The sequence below is a fragment of the Viridibacillus sp. FSL E2-0187 genome (genome assembly GCF_038006425.1).
Classification (GTDB): Bacteria; Bacillota; Bacilli; order Bacillales_A; family Planococcaceae; genus Viridibacillus; species Viridibacillus arvi.
Map to the genome: position 1 here is coordinate 2,854,200 of NZ_JBBOVG010000001.1, position 17,423 is coordinate 2,871,622.

18 protein-coding genes are annotated in these 17,423 nt (G+C 35.5%); 2 read left to right on the forward strand and 16 right to left on the reverse strand.

Annotated elements, in window-relative coordinates:
• The 10 genes from MHH85_RS13960 to prsW all read right to left on the reverse strand — a co-directional run bounded on the left by MHH85_RS13960 (position 1) and on the right by prsW (position 9,328).
• Positions 1 to 222 carry a DUF2768 domain-containing protein gene (locus tag MHH85_RS13960; RefSeq protein WP_227752011.1) on the reverse strand — a complete coding sequence of 74 codons (222 nt, stop codon included), beginning with the start codon at positions 220 to 222 and terminating at the stop codon, positions 1 to 3.
• A gap of 187 nt (positions 223 to 409) precedes the next feature.
• Positions 410 to 1,426 carry an NAD(P)H-dependent glycerol-3-phosphate dehydrogenase gene (locus MHH85_RS13965; RefSeq protein WP_053417256.1) on the reverse strand — a complete coding sequence of 339 codons (1,017 nt, stop codon included), beginning with the start codon at positions 1,424 to 1,426 and terminating at the stop codon, positions 410 to 412.
• Positions 1,427 to 1,455: 29 nt separating this feature from the next.
• Positions 1,456 to 2,766: a ribosome biogenesis GTPase Der gene (gene der / locus MHH85_RS13970; protein ID WP_340707525.1), complete on the reverse strand. Its 1,311-nt coding sequence runs from the start codon at positions 2,764 to 2,766 to the stop codon at positions 1,456 to 1,458.
• A gap of 204 nt (positions 2,767 to 2,970) precedes the next feature.
• Entirely contained in the window at positions 2,971 to 4,113 is a 1,143-nt protein-coding gene (rpsA, locus tag MHH85_RS13975) for a 30S ribosomal protein S1 (protein ID WP_193738914.1), read from the reverse strand.
• 88 nt (positions 4,114 to 4,201) lie between these two features.
• Positions 4,202 to 4,792: a lysophospholipid acyltransferase family protein gene (locus tag MHH85_RS13980; RefSeq protein WP_340707526.1), complete on the reverse strand. Its 591-nt coding sequence runs from the start codon at positions 4,790 to 4,792 to the stop codon at positions 4,202 to 4,204.
• A gap of 1 nt (position 4,793) precedes the next feature.
• A complete protein-coding gene (gene cmk, locus MHH85_RS13985) occupies positions 4,794 to 5,468 on the reverse strand; it encodes a (d)CMP kinase (RefSeq protein WP_340707527.1) in 675 nt (224 codons plus the stop codon).
• 257 nt (positions 5,469 to 5,725) lie between these two features.
• A complete protein-coding gene (locus MHH85_RS13990) occupies positions 5,726 to 6,376 on the reverse strand; it encodes a flagellar brake protein (RefSeq protein WP_193738911.1) in 651 nt (216 codons plus the stop codon).
• Positions 6,377 to 6,472: 96 nt separating this feature from the next.
• On the reverse strand, positions 6,473 to 7,759 hold the full coding sequence (locus MHH85_RS13995) for a PepSY1/2 domain-containing protein (RefSeq protein ID WP_193738910.1): 1,287 nt from the start codon (positions 7,757 to 7,759) through the stop codon (positions 6,473 to 6,475).
• An 11-nt stretch (positions 7,760 to 7,770) separates the two neighbouring features.
• Complete coding sequence (sleB, locus tag MHH85_RS14000; RefSeq protein ID WP_193738909.1) at positions 7,771 to 8,553, reverse strand: spore cortex-lytic enzyme; 783 nt, start codon at positions 8,551 to 8,553, stop codon at positions 7,771 to 7,773.
• A gap of 100 nt (positions 8,554 to 8,653) precedes the next feature.
• Positions 8,654 to 9,328, reverse strand: coding sequence for a glutamic-type intramembrane protease PrsW (gene prsW, locus MHH85_RS14005; protein ID WP_193738908.1), 675 nt, complete (start codon positions 9,326 to 9,328; stop codon positions 8,654 to 8,656).
• A 79-nt stretch (positions 9,329 to 9,407) separates the two neighbouring features.
• On the opposite strand from prsW, the gene MHH85_RS14010 reads away from it, so the two are divergent.
• Positions 9,408 to 10,376, forward strand: coding sequence for an asparaginase (locus MHH85_RS14010; protein WP_340707528.1), 969 nt, complete (start codon positions 9,408 to 9,410; stop codon positions 10,374 to 10,376).
• 242 nt (positions 10,377 to 10,618) lie between these two features.
• Here MHH85_RS14010 and MHH85_RS14015 read toward each other — a convergent pair whose 3' ends face one another.
• A complete protein-coding gene (locus MHH85_RS14015; RefSeq protein ID WP_227752010.1) occupies positions 10,619 to 11,155 on the reverse strand; it encodes a nucleotidyltransferase domain-containing protein in 537 nt (178 codons plus the stop codon).
• 336 nt (positions 11,156 to 11,491) lie between these two features.
• Between MHH85_RS14015 and MHH85_RS14020 the strand changes: the two genes are divergently transcribed.
• A complete protein-coding gene (locus MHH85_RS14020) occupies positions 11,492 to 12,139 on the forward strand; it encodes a LysE family translocator (protein ID WP_340707529.1) in 648 nt (215 codons plus the stop codon).
• Between the two features lie 183 nt (positions 12,140 to 12,322).
• Here MHH85_RS14020 and MHH85_RS14025 read toward each other — a convergent pair whose 3' ends face one another.
• The 5 genes from MHH85_RS14025 to MHH85_RS14045 form a co-directional block, all read right to left on the reverse strand.
• Positions 12,323 to 13,282 (reverse strand): YpdA family putative bacillithiol disulfide reductase, encoded by a 960-nt coding sequence (locus tag MHH85_RS14025; RefSeq protein WP_340707530.1) that lies wholly within the window; start codon positions 13,280 to 13,282, stop codon positions 12,323 to 12,325.
• 251 nt (positions 13,283 to 13,533) lie between these two features.
• Positions 13,534 to 13,680 (reverse strand): hypothetical protein, encoded by a 147-nt coding sequence (locus tag MHH85_RS14030; protein ID WP_193738897.1) that lies wholly within the window; start codon positions 13,678 to 13,680, stop codon positions 13,534 to 13,536.
• Between the two features lie 445 nt (positions 13,681 to 14,125).
• Positions 14,126 to 14,800, reverse strand: coding sequence for a LysM peptidoglycan-binding domain-containing protein (locus MHH85_RS14035; RefSeq protein ID WP_193738896.1), 675 nt, complete (start codon positions 14,798 to 14,800; stop codon positions 14,126 to 14,128).
• A 74-nt stretch (positions 14,801 to 14,874) separates the two neighbouring features.
• A complete protein-coding gene (locus MHH85_RS14040) occupies positions 14,875 to 16,320 on the reverse strand; it encodes a RecQ family ATP-dependent DNA helicase (RefSeq protein ID WP_340707531.1) in 1,446 nt (481 codons plus the stop codon).
• Between the two features lies 1 nt (position 16,321).
• The gene (locus MHH85_RS14045) at positions 16,322 to 17,353 is read right to left on the reverse strand and encodes a helix-turn-helix domain-containing protein (protein ID WP_340707532.1); all 1,032 of its coding nucleotides are present in this window, start codon (positions 17,351 to 17,353) and stop codon (positions 16,322 to 16,324) included.
• Positions 17,354 to 17,423: the final 70 nt, after the last annotated feature.

Genomic DNA, 17,423 nt, shown 5'->3' on the forward strand with positions numbered 1-17,423 from the left:
TTACCATGTGAAGACGACAAACATCATCGTCAAGAAACCTATGAATAAAAATAAATATGAGATCAACGCTATAATTGAACTCACTATTGCATTTTTGATTTTATGACGACTTAAGTAAATTAACCCCATCGCTACTAACATAAAACCAATAGAATAGAAAGATATCCACATCATATCCATTGGAGAAAAAGGAGTACCATTTAGTAGGACTAAGCTTGACAACAGACCAACCACCTTTCTTAACTAGAAACCGTTTCCATTCTCACAGATGAAATTATATCACAAAAAAACAAGAGGTGAGGAAGCATCACCTCTTGTCCATATTAATAATAGAGCTTGATATCACTGCATTTTAAACACTTTTATAACGGTTTCGTTTATCGTACAATTTTGTGACAAAATGTCACAATTATTCAAAGAACCCTGCCATTTCGTGTGTTTTCATACGTTGCATTAGCTTCTCTACACCTTCAGTAGCATTTTGTTCTTCAAATAGCACCTCATATAGTGCTGATGTGATTGGCATTATTACATCGTATTTCTCAGCTAGCTGATGTGCCCCTTTTGTCGTACGGACACCTTCTACAACCATGCCCATTTGGTCTAACACTTCCTGTAACGTCATACCTTTACCAAGCATATTACCTGCACGCCAGTTACGTGAGTGGACACTTGTACATGTGACGATTAAATCACCCATACCAGCAAGTCCTGAGAACGTTAAAGGCTCTGCACCCATTTTCACACCTAAGCGTGACATTTCTGCTAAACCTCTTGTAATAAGGGCTGCCTTAGCATTATCCCCATATCCTAAACCATCAGTTACCCCTGCAGCTAAAGCAATAACGTTTTTCAACGCACCACCCATTTCTACTCCAATAACATCTGTATTCGTATAAATACGGAAATACTGATTCATAAACAGATCTTGGACGCGCTCAGCAGATGCCAAGTTTTCACACGCTGCCGCCACAGTAGTAGGATGATGCAACACTACTTCTTCAGCATGACTTGGACCAGAAAGAACAACAATGTCTTCAATTAAAGCTTCATCTATTTCTTCTCTCATAATCTCAGAAATGCGTAATAATGAATCAGGTTCAATTCCTTTTGAAACATGGACAAATAAAATTTTACGATCTAAAGTCTTCATCATTTTTTGACAAGTTTCGCGAATACCCTTTGTAGGGACAGCCATGACAATTACGTCTGCATGTGCAACTGCATCTGCTAATATATGTGTTGCTTTTAATGTAGTCGGTAGTTGTACACTTGGTAAATACTTCGCATTTGTGTGTTGCTCATTAATTTCGTTAGCTTGCTCTTCACGATGTGACCAAAGTAGGCAATCATGACCATTTTCAGCTAATACTATTGCTAGTGACGTGCCCCATGAGCCCGCACCTAAAACTGTTACTTTATCCATGTTTGGATCCCCCCACCTAGATTTTACTATTATCCTCGGGCACGTGTAATCAAACGAATAGGCGTGCCTTCGAAATCGAATGTTTCACGAATACGATTTTCTAAGAAACGTTCATAAGAGAAGTGCATAAGTTCTGGTTCATTTACAAAGACAACAAATGTTGGTGGCTTAATTGCAACTTGTGTAACGTAGTATATACGTAATCTGCGACCTTTATCAGTAGGAGCAGGGTTTCTTGCAACAGCATCTGCGATAACTTCATTTAAAATACTTGATTGAATACGCATTGAGTGATTTTCATTTGCTCGGTTAACAACTGGTAATAATGAATGCACACGTTTTTTCGTTTTCGCTGATACGAATACGATTGGCGCATAATCAAGGTATTGGAATTGCTCACGAATCACTTTTGTTGTATGATTCATTGTCTTTTCATCTTTTTCAACAGCATCCCATTTATTTACGACGATAATGACTGCTTTACCCGCTTCATGAGCGTAACCAGCAATTTTCTTATCTTGTTCTTGGATACCTTCTTCGCCATTTAAAACGACTAAGACAACGTCTGAGCGTTCAATAGCTCTTAGCGCACGAAGTACACTGTATTTTTCAGTAGTTTCGTACACTTTCCCTTTTTTACGCATACCCGCTGTATCTATGATTACGTATTCTTGTCCATCAAATTCATAAGGTGAGTCAATTGCATCACGTGTTGTACCAGCAATATCACTTACGATTACACGTTCATCACCTAAAAACGCATTTACTAAAGAAGATTTACCGACATTCGGACGGCCGATTAAAGAGAATTTTATGACATCGTCACCATATTGCTCTTCATTATCTTCTGGGAAGTGTTTTGCCACTTCATCTAGTAAGTCCCCTAATCCAAGGCCATGTGAACCTGAGATTGGGAATGGTTCACCAAATCCTAATGAATAGAAATCATACATCATTTCACGCATATCTGGATTATCAATTTTATTAACAGCTAAAACAACAGGTTTCTTTGTTTTATATAAAATTCTCGCAACGTGTTCATCAGCTAAAGTTACGCCTTCACGACCATTTGTCATAAGAATGATAACATCCGCTTCATCCATGGCAATCTCTGCTTGGTGACGAATTTGGTCTAAGAAAGGCTCTTCTCCAATATCAATTCCGCCAGTGTCAATAATATTAAATTCATGTGTTAACCAATCCGCAGAACTATATATACGGTCACGTGTTACACCTGGAATATCTTCCACGATAGATACACGTTCACCTACGATTCTGTTAAAAATAGTCGATTTACCGACATTCGGACGGCCTACGATCGCTACGACCGGTTTCGTCATAATTTATTCATCCTTCCAACTTCTAATAGTACATATTATACAACAAAAAAGGCGATGGTACCTTATAAGTTCCCCATCACCAACAATTCAAGTCATCATATATGTATATATTACAATGATACACAGGGCATTACAAGAAAAAAACAGGCGGATGTGAGAAGAACCCGCCTGCTCCATATAGTTATTTGTTGCATTTAACGTTTTTTATTCTGAGAAATTTTTTAATTTGTCACCAATAACATCTGCAAAAGAGAATCCTGATGTTTCTTCAGGCAGCTCGTAATCAGTAAAATCTTCCTCTTCAGCATTTTCAAGCAACGCTTTAATACTCAACGATAAGCGGCTTTCGTCTTTATTGACATCGAGCACTTTCACTTCAACTTCTTGACCTTCTTTTAGTACTTCATGTGGTGTTGTAATGTGTTTATGTGCAATTTGAGATATATGCACTAAGCCTTCAACACCCGGGAACACTTCAACAAAAGCTCCGAAGTTTACTAACCGTTTAACAGTACCTGTTAATACAGCGCCTTTTGGTGCTTTCACTTCTACTTCTTCCCATGGTCCAGGCAAAGTTTCTTTAATAGAAAGTGAAATACGTTCGTTGTCTTTGTCTACAGACAATACTTTAACAGTTACCTTTTGACCTTCCGAAAGAACGTCTGACACATTTTCCACATGACCATGAGATACCTGTGAAATATGGACTAAACCATCTACACCACCAAGATCGATGAATGCACCAAATGAAGCCAATCGTTGAACGGTTCCTTCTAATACGTCACCTTCATGAATACCGCCTAATAATTGCTCTTTTTTAGAAGCTTTTTCACCTTCTACGATTGCTCGATGAGATAAGATTAGTCGGTTTTTCTGTTGATCCATTTCAACAATTTTAAAGGCCATAGTTCTACCTTTGTAATCTTCAAATGATTCAACAAAATGATCTTCTACAAGAGATGCTGGTACGAAACCGCGGACACCTAAATCTATCACTAGGCCGCCCTTCACGACATCTTTTACTTCTGATTCGATTATTTCACCATTTTCAAACTTGGTTGTTAACACTTTCCACGCATGAATAGCATCTACTCTACGTTTTGAAAGCACATAGTTCTCTTCTTCTACTTTTGTAATGATTAATTCAAATTCATCGCCGACTGAGACTGCGTCGGAAGCTTTATCAACATGCAAGCTTGATAGCTCACTGATTGGTACGACACCATCAAATGGTGCACCTTCAATTGATACGGTTACTGCCTTTTCTTCAACTTGAGCAACGATACCTTTGACGATATCTCCCTCACGGAATTCTTGACCTTGATTCAAGTTCATTTCTTCAGACATATGTAATCCTCCTTCACAACGTTCCATCTCTATTTTATTCCAATTCTCTTACAAAAACAAAAATTAACTCTTTTTTATTAGAAGTTTTTTAATTTTTCTTATAATGTTCATCGAGTAACTCTTGAATACTCGCCATAATGACCTCTGTTACTTCTTCTGCTTTTGCTCGACGTTCTCTATAAGGTGCGATATCAATTGGTTTACCATAGACCACTTTTAAGCGTCTGAATGGCTTGTACGGCCCAATAATGGCACATGGCATTACATTTGCTTCGCCTTTTAATGCGAAAAATCCTGCACCTGAAAAACCTTTACCAAGTGTACCTGTTTTGTTTCTTGTACCTTCAGGGAAAATACCAACTACTTGACCTTGTTTCAATAAATCAAGAGCAGTGCGCAACGCTTGGCGATCGCTTAAACCACGTTTAACCGGAAATGCATGAACACTTGGTAAAATACTTTTCAAAATAGGTAATTTAAAAAGCTCTTCCTTTGCCATAAAATTTACTGGTCTAGGAGAAGTAATTCCTACGACAGGTGGATCAAGTGCATCTATATGGTTGGAGCATAGTAAAATGCCTCCCTCTTTCGGGAAGTTCTCAAGGCCAATCACTTCCATACGGTAAATCGGTTTTAAAGCGGTAAAGACAACAGATTTAGCAAATTGGTAAAAGTCCATCTTATGCCATCCTTTCACTCACTAATTTTAAAATAGCATCTGCTGCTTGTTGAATAGACAGCTCAGTAGTATCTAAGTAAATGGCATCTTTTGCTTGCACTAGAGGAGAAGCTTCTCTTTCACTATCTAATTTATCACGTAGTGCAATCTCTTCTTGTAATTGCTCAATAGTAGAAACAATACCGCGTTGTTTATTATCTTCAAAACGACGACGTGCACGTTCCTCAACAGTTGCAGACATATATAATTTCAATTCGGCATCTGTTAAAACAGCTGTTCCTATATCACGACCGTCCATAACAACTCCGCCTAATTTCGCCATTTCTTGTTGGCGTTGAACCATAATTTCACGCATAGTCGCATGTGCCGCTACTTTAGAAACATTACTCGTTACCACATTTGAACGAATTTCTTGAGAAACATCTTGACCATCTAAAAATACTAGCTGTCCATTTTCTGAAGGTTTTAACGTAATGTCAGTCTTATCTAATAAGTTTGTTACACTTTCCGCATCTTCTAAATTTATATTTTCTTTCAATGCTTTTAATGTAAGAGCTCGATACATAGCACCTGTGTCAATGTATGTATAACCTAGAGCTTCTGCTGCAATTTTAGCAATTGTACTTTTACCTGCTCCAGCAGGGCCGTCAATTGCGATTTGAATATTTTTTTTCACGGTTTCAACCCCTTCTTTCCGTAATATTGTATCACAACCGAAATGCTGAGGCGACTCGTTTAACTACGAATCATGTTATGCTTTAAAACCAAAATTTCGTTATAGCTTTCAGCACTAAAAAAATCACTATCATTACGCTATGCTACTTCTATTGCTGCTATTAAAAATATTAGCAAAGTATTATCTTTTAGACCGCTACTTGACATATTCCCTATTAAAATAAAAAGTCCTCTAAAAATTAGAGGACTCTTTGGAAATTAAAAAGCTGTTTCTTTTTTTCGAATTAATAGTTGACGTTCAAAACAGAAGCGAACTAAGTATTGACGATCTAATTCATCTGTGTCAGTAAAATGTAACGGTGCAATGACACAATCGTCTCTTTCAATAATTCGAATAACTGATGCTCTCGTTTGGATATACTTAACATCCTTATTTGAAAAAGGTAAAGCAATCGTCATATCAAATTCATCATTTTCTTTAAATGCAACTTTTTGATTTAATATGATTGCTAACCCCCCAGCACTAATGTCTTCTGTGACAAATTGATAATATTCATCATTGAAGCGTATAGCGACATCCACAGGTGTTAAGACACGAACGAATTCTCTACGTTGTATTTTATAAATTTCTTCGTCGGTTGGAAAGGACAGCATAATCATCGGAATATTCGCTTTTACCCTTCCAAGTACTTCTGTTTTGAAAGCATGGGCTATTTTCTCTTCATCAATAAAAGATGCACGGAATTGACTGCCCCTAGTTAAAAAGGAAGTCCTATTAGTAGTTGTACTTACTGGATAGTCAATATAAATATTACCATCCTTCTGTTCCACAACTTTACATTTAAAACGTTCCATAGATTCTGAATTGATGGGTTCTAACGTGATTAATGTACCAATTTTAAGTTCCATGTCAATCTCCCTTTATGCCACTTTAGTAGTGGTTTAATTATGACATGGATTGTTAAATTATGCTAGAGACAATACAATATGCCCCCAGCACTTGGTCTATAATTTTTCATTCTTGATGATTTCGCCTGTTTCTGTATCTACCAATACTCTGAATGTAAGCGGAACATTCTTATTGTAATAAACAACTGTCAACTCATAGCATAAACGTTCTTCCATTTTATCGTTTTCACTATACGATAAAGCTTCTTCTACAATTTCAACATTTTTATCGAAAAACGTTTTCCAATCAATTTTTTTCATTGGTTGATCTTTTAATGTTTCTTTTTGAATATATTCCATACCATTAATTCCGATGATTTCACCGTTGTCTTTTGCAATTTTCACTTGTACGCCATCTGCATATACTTTCGCCTTATTAGATGGATTAATACGTACATAATTTAAATGCCATGCCATTGTATTTTCTCTAGATGCTTCAATTTCAAGATCATCGAAGCCTAGGTTTTTCATTTGTTTATTAGCCTTGTTAATAAGTTCTTCTTGGCTTAAAGTACTTTTATCAACTGGTCGTTCCACTAAAAATGAAAGTAAGTGTCCGCCTTTTTTCGTAATATCTGCATAACCTAATCTAATTCCTTCATGGAAAGTAATGTGATAGAACGGATATGGAGCTGTTTTTTCACTTTGTTCGATACGAATTGTTGCTTTTTCATATTGTGGGAACATTTCTTTAAAACGTGCTAAAGCTTCTTTTTCTGAAATAACTTTATCTTTTAATGTTATTAAATCTTTTTTCTTCTGATTATCCGTTTCGCTTGATGTTAACGGAAAATCACTCTCTGCATATGATTTTACCGTCGCAGATAAGTTTGTAAAATTATTTTTTACATCCATATTGGATAATTGATCTAGCCATTTATTATAATGCTTATCTTCTTGTAATAAATGAGCTGTAGCAACGTCCCACTCACTTGAAAAGGAACTTAAATTTGAAGCTACATTAGAAACACTTTTATTCCAATTTGTTTTCGATTCTTCAGAAGTCATTGTTAGTTTCGCTTGATTACCTAAACGCCCTAAATAATTCATCCATTGCGTTGTAAATTCACGATCTAACGGTATACCTCCAATTGTTTGACGAATATCTGAAGACAAACGCCAAACATCTTGTAATGAATCATTTAATGCAGTAGGATCACTAAAAAGTAGGGATTGCTGAACTGCTTTTTGCAGCTCATTTAATTGGCTAGAAGCATCTGCCATCTGATTCGTATATTGAGCATGTAATAACTGTTTTAAATTTGTTTTTTCCTTTGCAGACGTATAGCTAAATACCGAAAGAACTATAACAGCATAGACTAGAAAGAATGTTAACTTTTTCAATCAAGCACCTCCTATAAGCAAAAAATATGCTGACCTATTTTTTTAATTTGCGGTCTTGTCCAAATCCATTCACTAGTAGCTGTTTTTGGATTAAAATAATAGAGCGCATTTTCAGTAGGATCCCAACCGTTCATCGCATCAATTACTGCTTCCATTGCACGATCATTAGGCGTTAACCAAATCTGTCCATCAGCAACTGCAGTAAAAGCTCTAGGTTGGAAAATAATACCTGAAATCGTATTTGGAAATTCTGGACTATCTAATCGATTTAAGATAACAGCTGCTACAGCAACTTGGCCTTCGTATGGCTCACCTCTGGCTTCACCGTAAACCGCATTTGCCATTAATTTTAAATCTTGATCTGAATATTTAGTTGGTAGTTGTGTATTAGATTGTGAACCTGTTCCCTGTTGAACTTGCTGTTCTAATGGTTTACCACCATAATGTGTAAATCGATTCCCCTTATTTAACTGCTCCATTACAAATTCTTTATTATAATTTGAAGCTGCAGTTAATTTTTTCTTCGTTGTTGTACCAGCGACACCATCTACTTTCAACCCATACTTTTCTTGGAAGTTTCTTAAGGCCCAATACGTGCCATAGCCAAACTTACCATCAATTTTCCCGGTATAAAAACCGATATATTGCAACCTTGCTTGCAATTCAATTACATCATCGCCATTAGCTCCCCTTGCAATCACTTGATTAGAAAATGCTTCTCCGCGATGCACATCGTTCATTGCGAAAATAGTGAAAGTCATAAGTATGATGAGAAGTACTTTAAAAAGTCTCATTGATTGTGAGCCTCCTTTTTCGTAGAATGTCTCAATCTACGTTTTTTATACAAAACCTAATAAAAAAATGCCCAGAGAAGTAGAATATTTCTCTCGGCATTTATATTTTTTTTTGAGCATATAGATGTTGAATTAAATGATTGTGTGCCTGTTTTACTTTTCTAAGCCCAAACCACCATAAAAACAACATAAAAGGAATCATTAAATATGACCAATGACCTTGAAAAAAGAAGATTAAATTGTATGCGTTGTGAAGTAGAATAGGTGCACATAATGCAACTACGATAAATTCATTTACTTGTTCTTTCTTAGAAAATTTCGATTTTCCTAAATAATAACCCATGACAACACCAAACAATGCATGGCTGGAAACCGGCATTAACGCACGTAAAAATGCAGTATTTACACCGTAAGAAAGTAAGTATAAAATATTTTCTACTGTCGCAAAACCTAATGAAATAGCGACACCATATAAAACCCCATCATACGGATCATCAAACTCAACATGATGGTATATGGCAATCATTAAGATCAACCATTTAAAAAACTCTTCAATGACTCCAGTAAAGACGACATTTTCCAAGATCGGATTTGAAAAAATCTGCTCTTCTTGAAAAACATATTGTAAAAATAGAATAGGGAACGTTAAAATTGCACCATATATAAATGTATGGAACAATGTTCTCCGAGGCTCCGTAGCCATCTGATTTCGTAGGTAAAAAAAGCTGAACAGCGCGAGGCCAGGAGCAATCGCCACTGTTAATAGGATAAACATGTAGTTGCTCCTTTCAATCTATGTCTATTTATTATACCATTCATAACACATAGCAAAAGTAATCCAAGGAGGATTTGTCATGAAAAAAACAATTTTATTAATACATACTGGTGGAACGATATCAATGCATGTAAATGAGGAGTCAGGTGCTGTTGTTCCAAAAGAAACTAATCCATTAATCGTAGAAAGTAAAAAACTAAGACAATACGCTGACATTATAGAGTTAGATGCCTTTAATTTACCTTCTCCACATATGACACCTATTGAAATGCTCAAATTGAAAAATTTTATTTTAGAAGCAATCAGTAAGCAAGAAATTAACGGTGTCGTCATTACTCACGGTACTGATACTTTAGAGGAAACAGCTTATTTTCTTGATTTAACAACGAATTTGGAAATCCCTATTGTATTAACAGGAGCTATGCGCTCATCTAATGAATTAGGGGCAGACGGAGTTTATAATTTAGTTGAAGCAATGAGAGTAGCTGTTTCCGAAGATGCAAAAAATAAAGGTGTACTAGTTGTTATGAATGATGAAATTCATGCAGCTGCTAACGTTACAAAAACTTCAACTTCGAATGTTGGCACCTTCCAAAGTCCACAGTATGGACCACTTGGGCTTATTACGAAAACAATGATTCATTTCCACCACGCTCCTTTGCAAAAACAATATGTAGAAGTTTCTACAATTGAAAAGAAGGTTGCCTTATTCAAAGTATATGCAGGAATGGAAGCTGACCTTTTATTGTCGGCAATAGATAGTGGTTACAATGGTGTTGTATTAGAAGGTTTAGGTCAGGGTAACGTCCCACCAGCTGTCGTAACTGGCATTCAAGCATTGCTCGATCATCAAATCCCAGTCGTTTTAGTTTCACGCTGTTTTAACGGGATTGCACAAGGTGTTTACGGTTATGAAGGTGGTGGCAAAATGCTTGAGGATATGGGTGTCATTTATGCTCCAGGAATTAGTGGCCAAAAAGCTCGTCTAAAACTTCTAATCGGCTTAAATCAAGTGCATTCCCCTATAGAAGTTGCACATTTCTTTTAATAATGTTTCTAATTTCATTATTATCAATAATATTTAAATAAAAGAGGGCTGTCTAACGAGTCTTATTTCGACTCATTGACGACCCTTTTTGAAAATCAAGAATGTTGATTAAACAGCATTCTTGATTTTTTTATTTAGTTCTCTCTGGATGATTTAACTCCTTTGGACAGAGCATTTATATTTTTAAAAAAGCTATTTCAATATCATTAGTGCTAATTTAGATGCTCAACTTCAAATTCCCTTTAATTTACTTCATTTATAATCTGTTGAATTATTTTCATACTCTCTATATCTTTTTGTCTAAGTTTTCTTCCTGTTCCTAGTTCATGAACCTTCTTTTCTTCAAGTAATTGATGTGGACTTAACACACAAACTGATACACCCTGTAAATTATAAAATTTCGAAGATAAAGCATCCGACCTCCATATCCAATCTGGGAAACCATTTGCAATAATGTTCCCCTCTTCTGAACGCTTTACGAAAACTATACTCACATCAACCCCATTTTTAATAAAATCAGTTTGAAACTCACTAACTGGGATGATCTGAAACCCCGCATTTTCAAGTGCTTTTTCCAACTGTTCTCGATAATGTATCCAAGTAACAAAATCAATATCAGAGTGTGGTCGAATAATCCTACCAAGTAAAAAGTCTATAGCCCATCCCCCTCTTAACCACAAATTATTATTAAGAGCTAAACTAATTCCATTTATCTCATGAATTATCCTTAACTGGGTCTGTGTTTTATCAAACTCTTGAACAATGTTTTTGCTATCCACCTTTATACACATCCTTTTATATTTTTATCTACTAAAAATATATTCTCTTAATTTTTTTATTTTGCGGATGACATTGTGTGAAAATAAACTCCAACAATAATAGCTTTTTTGAAAACGCTTTTATTTTGTCTAACCTGAGAACTAGTTACCCTAAACGGTACTTTTTTCTATTGATTTGCAGACTATTAAAATACTTATAAAAAAGGTGAAGCCAAAAGCTTATTGTGATAATTACACAATCGCAAGATTCTCTATTTTCAAAAAACAACGCTTTGCAGAGGTAGATTAGTAGTGCTAACATGAAATATGTTGCATATATGTACAAGGGGGTTTTATATGGAAAACATATTCATGTTCGTTCTTATATCAGCTTTATTAGTAATGGTCCCAGGGGTAGATTTATTATTAGTGATCAAAAACACGATTTTATACGGTAAAAAAGCAGGTCACCTTACAACACTAGGTATTGTAGCAGCTTTATTTGTTTGGACACTAATCGCTGTATTAGGATTAGCTGCCATAGTAGCGAAATCATTATTTTTGTTTAATTTAATTAAGTATTTAGGGGCTGCTTATTTAGTATGGATGGGGATTAAAGCTTGGCTATCAAAAGGCTCCTCTCCAATTGAGTTATCTACTAACGAACACGATGTTGGAACTACTGAGTATTCCACTAAGGCTCATAAATCATGTTTTTACCAAGGAATACTGACTGATTTACTCAATCCAAAGACCTTAATTGTATATATGACACTGATGCCTCAATTTATAAATACAAATGGTAATATTATTTTTCAATTATGCATTCTTGCAGCAATATTAATGGCTTTAGCAATTGTATGGTTTATCATTGTTGTCTATGTACTAAATATTATTCGAAAATGGTTTATGAAACCGGGCGTTCAAAATATATTTAACAAAACTACAGGAGTAATGCTCGTCTTCATTGGTGTAAGGTTAGCCCTAGAGGAAAAAGCTATATAAAAAGAGCAAGTCAACTGCTTTAATAGGTTGACTTGCTCTTTTTCAGAGTAATCTTTGTAATAACTACATTGTTTTATTCGTTAGCTTAATGCCTAGGTTATTACCTTCCCTGTTTATGACTGCCTTATCCTATTTATAAAAAAAGCTGTCTCTTAGTCAGAAAGACTAGTGAGACAGTTTTTTTTATTTCTCTTGAATGAAGTTGGCAATGCGATTACCATGGAAACGGCCATTTTCAATGAAAATTTCATTAGCATTATTTCCAGCTGCGATTACACCTGCGATAAATAAGCCTGGAACATTCGTTTCCATTGTTTCAGGATTATAAGTTGGGCGTCCTGTTTCACTATCTACTGTCACACCCATTGCACGGATGAAATCATGATCTGGATGGTAGCCTGTCATAGCAAAGACAAAATCGTTTTTCACTGCAAATTCTTTGCCATCTTTTGATAAGATAACTTCATCTTCCTTGAATGCAATAACATTTGTCTCAAACATCATTTCTACTTCACCATTGCGCACTAGGGCGTCGAAGTCTGGCAGTACCCATGGTTTAATACTTGGTGAGTATTCTGCACCTCTATAAACAACTGTTACACGAGCACCTGCTTTATGAAGAGCTAAAGCTGCATCAATTGAAGAGTTTTTCCCACCAATTACTAATACATCTGTATCAAAATAAGGGTGAGCTTCTTTAAAATAGTGATGGACTTTAGCTAGTTCTTCCCCTTCAATCCCCATGTAATTTGGATGATCATAATAACCCGTTGCGATAATGACATATGGAGTTATATATTGATCTTTATCTGTTTTAACTTCGAATGTACCGTTCTTTGGTGTTACATTAAGAACCGTTTCAAAGCGATTAATTTGAATGTCTTTACGTTTTACTACTTCACGGTAGTATACTAAAGCCTGATTTCGTTTCGGTTTAGGCTGTTCAATGATAAATGGTACATCTCCAATGGCTAACTTTTCACTTGAACTAAAGAATGTTTGATGTGTTGGGTAATTGTAAATGGCATTTACAATATTTCCTTTTTCAATCACTATTGGTTGTAACCCAATTTCTTGTAATGAAATCGCTGCCGCTAAACCACATGGGCCGCCACCTACGATAATTGCATCTATTTGACGCATGAACCTTCACTCCTCATAAATAAACATCTCCTATAAACAAGGAGATGTGACACTGTATACTCTTTTATCATCTCTATTATACGCGCATTCATTAAATATTTCTTGGTTCTTGCACTATTTTCGACAAGCTTATGTTAAATTTAACTGCTTTTTTCTACAAAAATTAAGCTGGCTCTACAAATATGTAGAATCAGCTCAGTTTTACTGTTGGTATTTCGAAAGCGAAGATCCATTTGAAGAATGGCAACCAATTAATGAAGCCATTCAAATGCTAGTGCAATTAAATAAAGCGGAACTCCAACAATTAACATTCCCGCAAAAAGGTAAGAAATACTTGTGAAAATAAATTTAATAAAATCATAAATAGCACCAACTAAGTCATCAATAAGCCTTAACATCTCTAGCCTCCTTATTTAAAACGTGTCTAGATGAAGATAAAGTAAATCGATATGAAGAAACAATAACTTAATAAATTGATTCGACATGCCCCCCAATATACCTGCATTAATTAAATTTGGAGTATAAAGGATATACTGAAATGGTGATGAGATACTTATAATTTCTTTGTTTTTCCAATACGCTATTCAGCATGATGTTAATTCTTTTATTATGAAATTGCTCCTTTCTTTAATAGTAGATATTGAGAGTACTACCATTTAGATTTCACAAAAAAAAGCAGACAATGACTAAAATGTCATTGTCTGCAATAGAACTTCCTCCTGAATGTTGGTGAATAATGAAACAACCACAATGTTAGGAATAAAAGAGTACTAGGTATTCTTTAGAATCATTTCACTTTACCAATCATTATCAGATATCTATTCAATTTAATAACTATAGTTATTAAGGGATCGCCAAGCTCGTTCCAACTACAACATTATCACCAGTCAAGCCATTTGCTTGTTTAATCTTCGCAATGCCATCTATACTTCCGTAATACTTCATGGCTATGTTATAAAGTGTATCCCCTGTTTGAACAGTATGTAAACGACCACTCGCCTGCGCTTGTTGATAGGCTTCTGAAGGAGAGGTTGTATTGGTTTCAGTAGTCTGTCCGTTATTATTTGGAGGTGTTGTAACAGGTTCCTTTGGAGGTTCTACCACTGTATTGTCATCCTTCTTTGTGGGGGCATCCACTTTTTCTTTATTTACTTTCTTTTCTTCTTTAACTTTTTCTTTTTCCTTCTTGTCTTCCGCTTTTTCTTCAGCTTTTGCTTGTGTATTTGCTTTTGTATTGGTTTCAAATTTCACATGGTCTTTTTCTAATTCCGTTTCTTCATTACCACCTTTGTCATAGAAAAAACCTACATAAATAAGGATGGATATTGGAATTGATATAAAGATAACGGCTAAAATCGTTGGTAATGGATTAATACGTCGTTTCTTTTTCTTTTTATTATTACCATGAAGCTGACTACGGGTCATTCTCGAAGGGTTTTCGTTATTCTCGGAATCGAGCTTTAACTTAATGGTTTGACGATGCTCTTCTATTTTTTCGCGATAATCCTTTTGAGCCATCTTAACCCCTCCTTTTTCACTAGTACTCTTCTATATTATGACGAAATAAAACATAAAAGTAAATGTACGTTCTGTTAAAGATTCGGCAATAAAGCAGTCAATCTCTCTTCCCACGAAGATATATTTTCCTGCACTTCTAAATGCTCTCTCTTCTTCAAAATTGCACCAACTTCTATACCGCAATAATGGCAGCAATGAGCAGGCTTTTCTCCTAATGACTGCCCGAAATAATATAGTAGCTGCTCACGTATACATTTCTCTGCTGTTACAAGTTCCTTCATTTCATCTACTTGATGCACTTTACTAAAACGAATTGCAGTAAGCTTTTGTTGCACTTCTTCTGGTGCCAAACTTTGCATCCAATAAGAAAGTACACGAAATCCAGTTTCACTTATTTGATGTTGATCTTGCATAATTGCTGGGTTTTCGCCTTGTTGCATGTAGGCTGCATACTGTTCCACATGGTGTTGCTGAGGTAAATCTTCTGTGATGATAAATTTTGTCATATCTTCATCATTTGGAACATAGAGCAATATCGACAGTGCGTCCTGCCCATCACGTCCTGCACGCCCTACCTCTTGCATATAGTTGGCTACAGTAGATGGTATATGATCGTGAATGATTTGACGAACATTATCTTTGTGAACCCCCATACCAAAAGCGTTAGTTGCACAAATCCATTCGAGCTGCCCAGCCAAAAATTGTTGTTGGATAAATTGTCGATCTTCTGCCTCCATCCCCGCATGATATGCGGCTGCTCGAATACCATTAGCTAAAAGTTGCTCCGCATAGATACCCGTTTTTTTACGGGACTGTGTATATATAATCCCTGGGCCACTAGTTTTTAAGACATGATCAACTATCCACGTGGCTTTTTCAGCTGCATTTTCAAGTTGCACTACATCATAATGTAAATTAAAACGGTCCACAGAATGAATATATTCAAAAGGTTCTTTCATATGCAAATAATTCTTCATATCTTTTACAACTTGATCTGTTGCAGTAGCACTTAATGCTAAAATTGGTGGACGGTTTGTATTATCTAGCCAGTCAGTAATTTTTAAATAATCTGGTCTAAAATCAAACCCCCATTGTGAAATACAATGCGCTTCATCTACAACAATTAGCCCTAATTGCATTTCACGAAGTGCTCCTTGTACTTGTGGATTCATCAACATTTCCGGTGATGTAAAAATGAATCGATATTGCTGTAAATGCTGTAATACATTTCGTTTCTCAGACATTTGCAAAAATGAATTTAATGCTACAACACGCTTTTCACCAAATCGTTTTAATTGCTCTACTTGATCTTGCATTAACGATAACAATGGAGAAATGATTAATATCGGTTTATTTAATATATAACCAGGTAATTGATAACAAAGCGACTTTCCCATTCCCGTAGGTAAAAGAGCAATCACATCTTGATTTTCAATAATTGCTTCTATTACTTCCTTTTGACCCGAGCGAAATGTAGAATAACCAAAATGTTGTTGTAACAGCTGCTCCAAATTCGTCATTTCAAATTTCTCCTTTCGCCGCAAGAATGAGCCTAATTTGGAAATAAGAAAGTTCAGGAACGGCCTCACGCAATACTTTTAATTTTTTACTATTTTCTTGTTTTACAGCATGTACAATTGCCTCAACATCTTGAGATGCCACAAATTGTCCAAGTGGAAACTGCGGCATAGTCATCGCCATCTCTACGAAATGATCTTCAATCGTACTTTCTTTCAAACGGCGCATCGTAGCTATTTGTTCTAACGTAAAACCTTGTTGAAACAAGGTTGCAGTTTTTTGGGATGACTCTGTTAATAGTTGTTCAATACGTATTCCTTCAGCAAGTTGTGACAAATAGTGCTTGGGCTCTTCATATAAAGCATCTAACCACATATGCAGTGCTTCTATATAAGCTAGTTGAACATCTAACAAAGAACGATTTTGTTCCCTAGCAAGCTGTTGCCAAGTCCATCCAGGTGTATTAAATCCACTTAAACGATAGAGTAAAAGATTTAATGCGGAATCTTCAACATCCAACTTATTAAGAGAATCTGAGATTTCAAGTCTTATAGCATGATAAAACGTGTCTGATTTATAATTATTTTTTACTAAAAATTTTTTTACCCATAATTGAATATCTTCATCCTTCTGGATAGGAGCAAATGATTTTGTTTCCTGTACTGAATATGACAATGATTGTACGACTAATGATAATCTTTTGAAAAAGATATGCTCATTTCCGCGATAATACCATCCATTAAAATGCATAGATTTACTTTTTTCAAGTTCCTCTAATCCGGTATTTGTTAGTATAAAATACTGTTCATCTCTATATGTAGCATAGCCTAAGTCAATTAGTTGGTCTGCATGCTCCATATATTTTTCTTTTGTGAGTTTGGGTGTTAGTCCGAAAAATGAATGGAGGTTAAAATTTCCTACATCTTGAATTGTTTGTCCTGAACGTTTTCCTTTTAGCAAATGAAAACCTGCTGAAACAGAACGTTCACCTCCAAATTTATGAAAAATCTGTAACAGAATTTGTTGTATGTACAATGCGATTTCCCCCATGAATAAGTAATTTTGGTTGAAATGTGTTGAAAAGCACTTTAGAATGAAAAGGAAG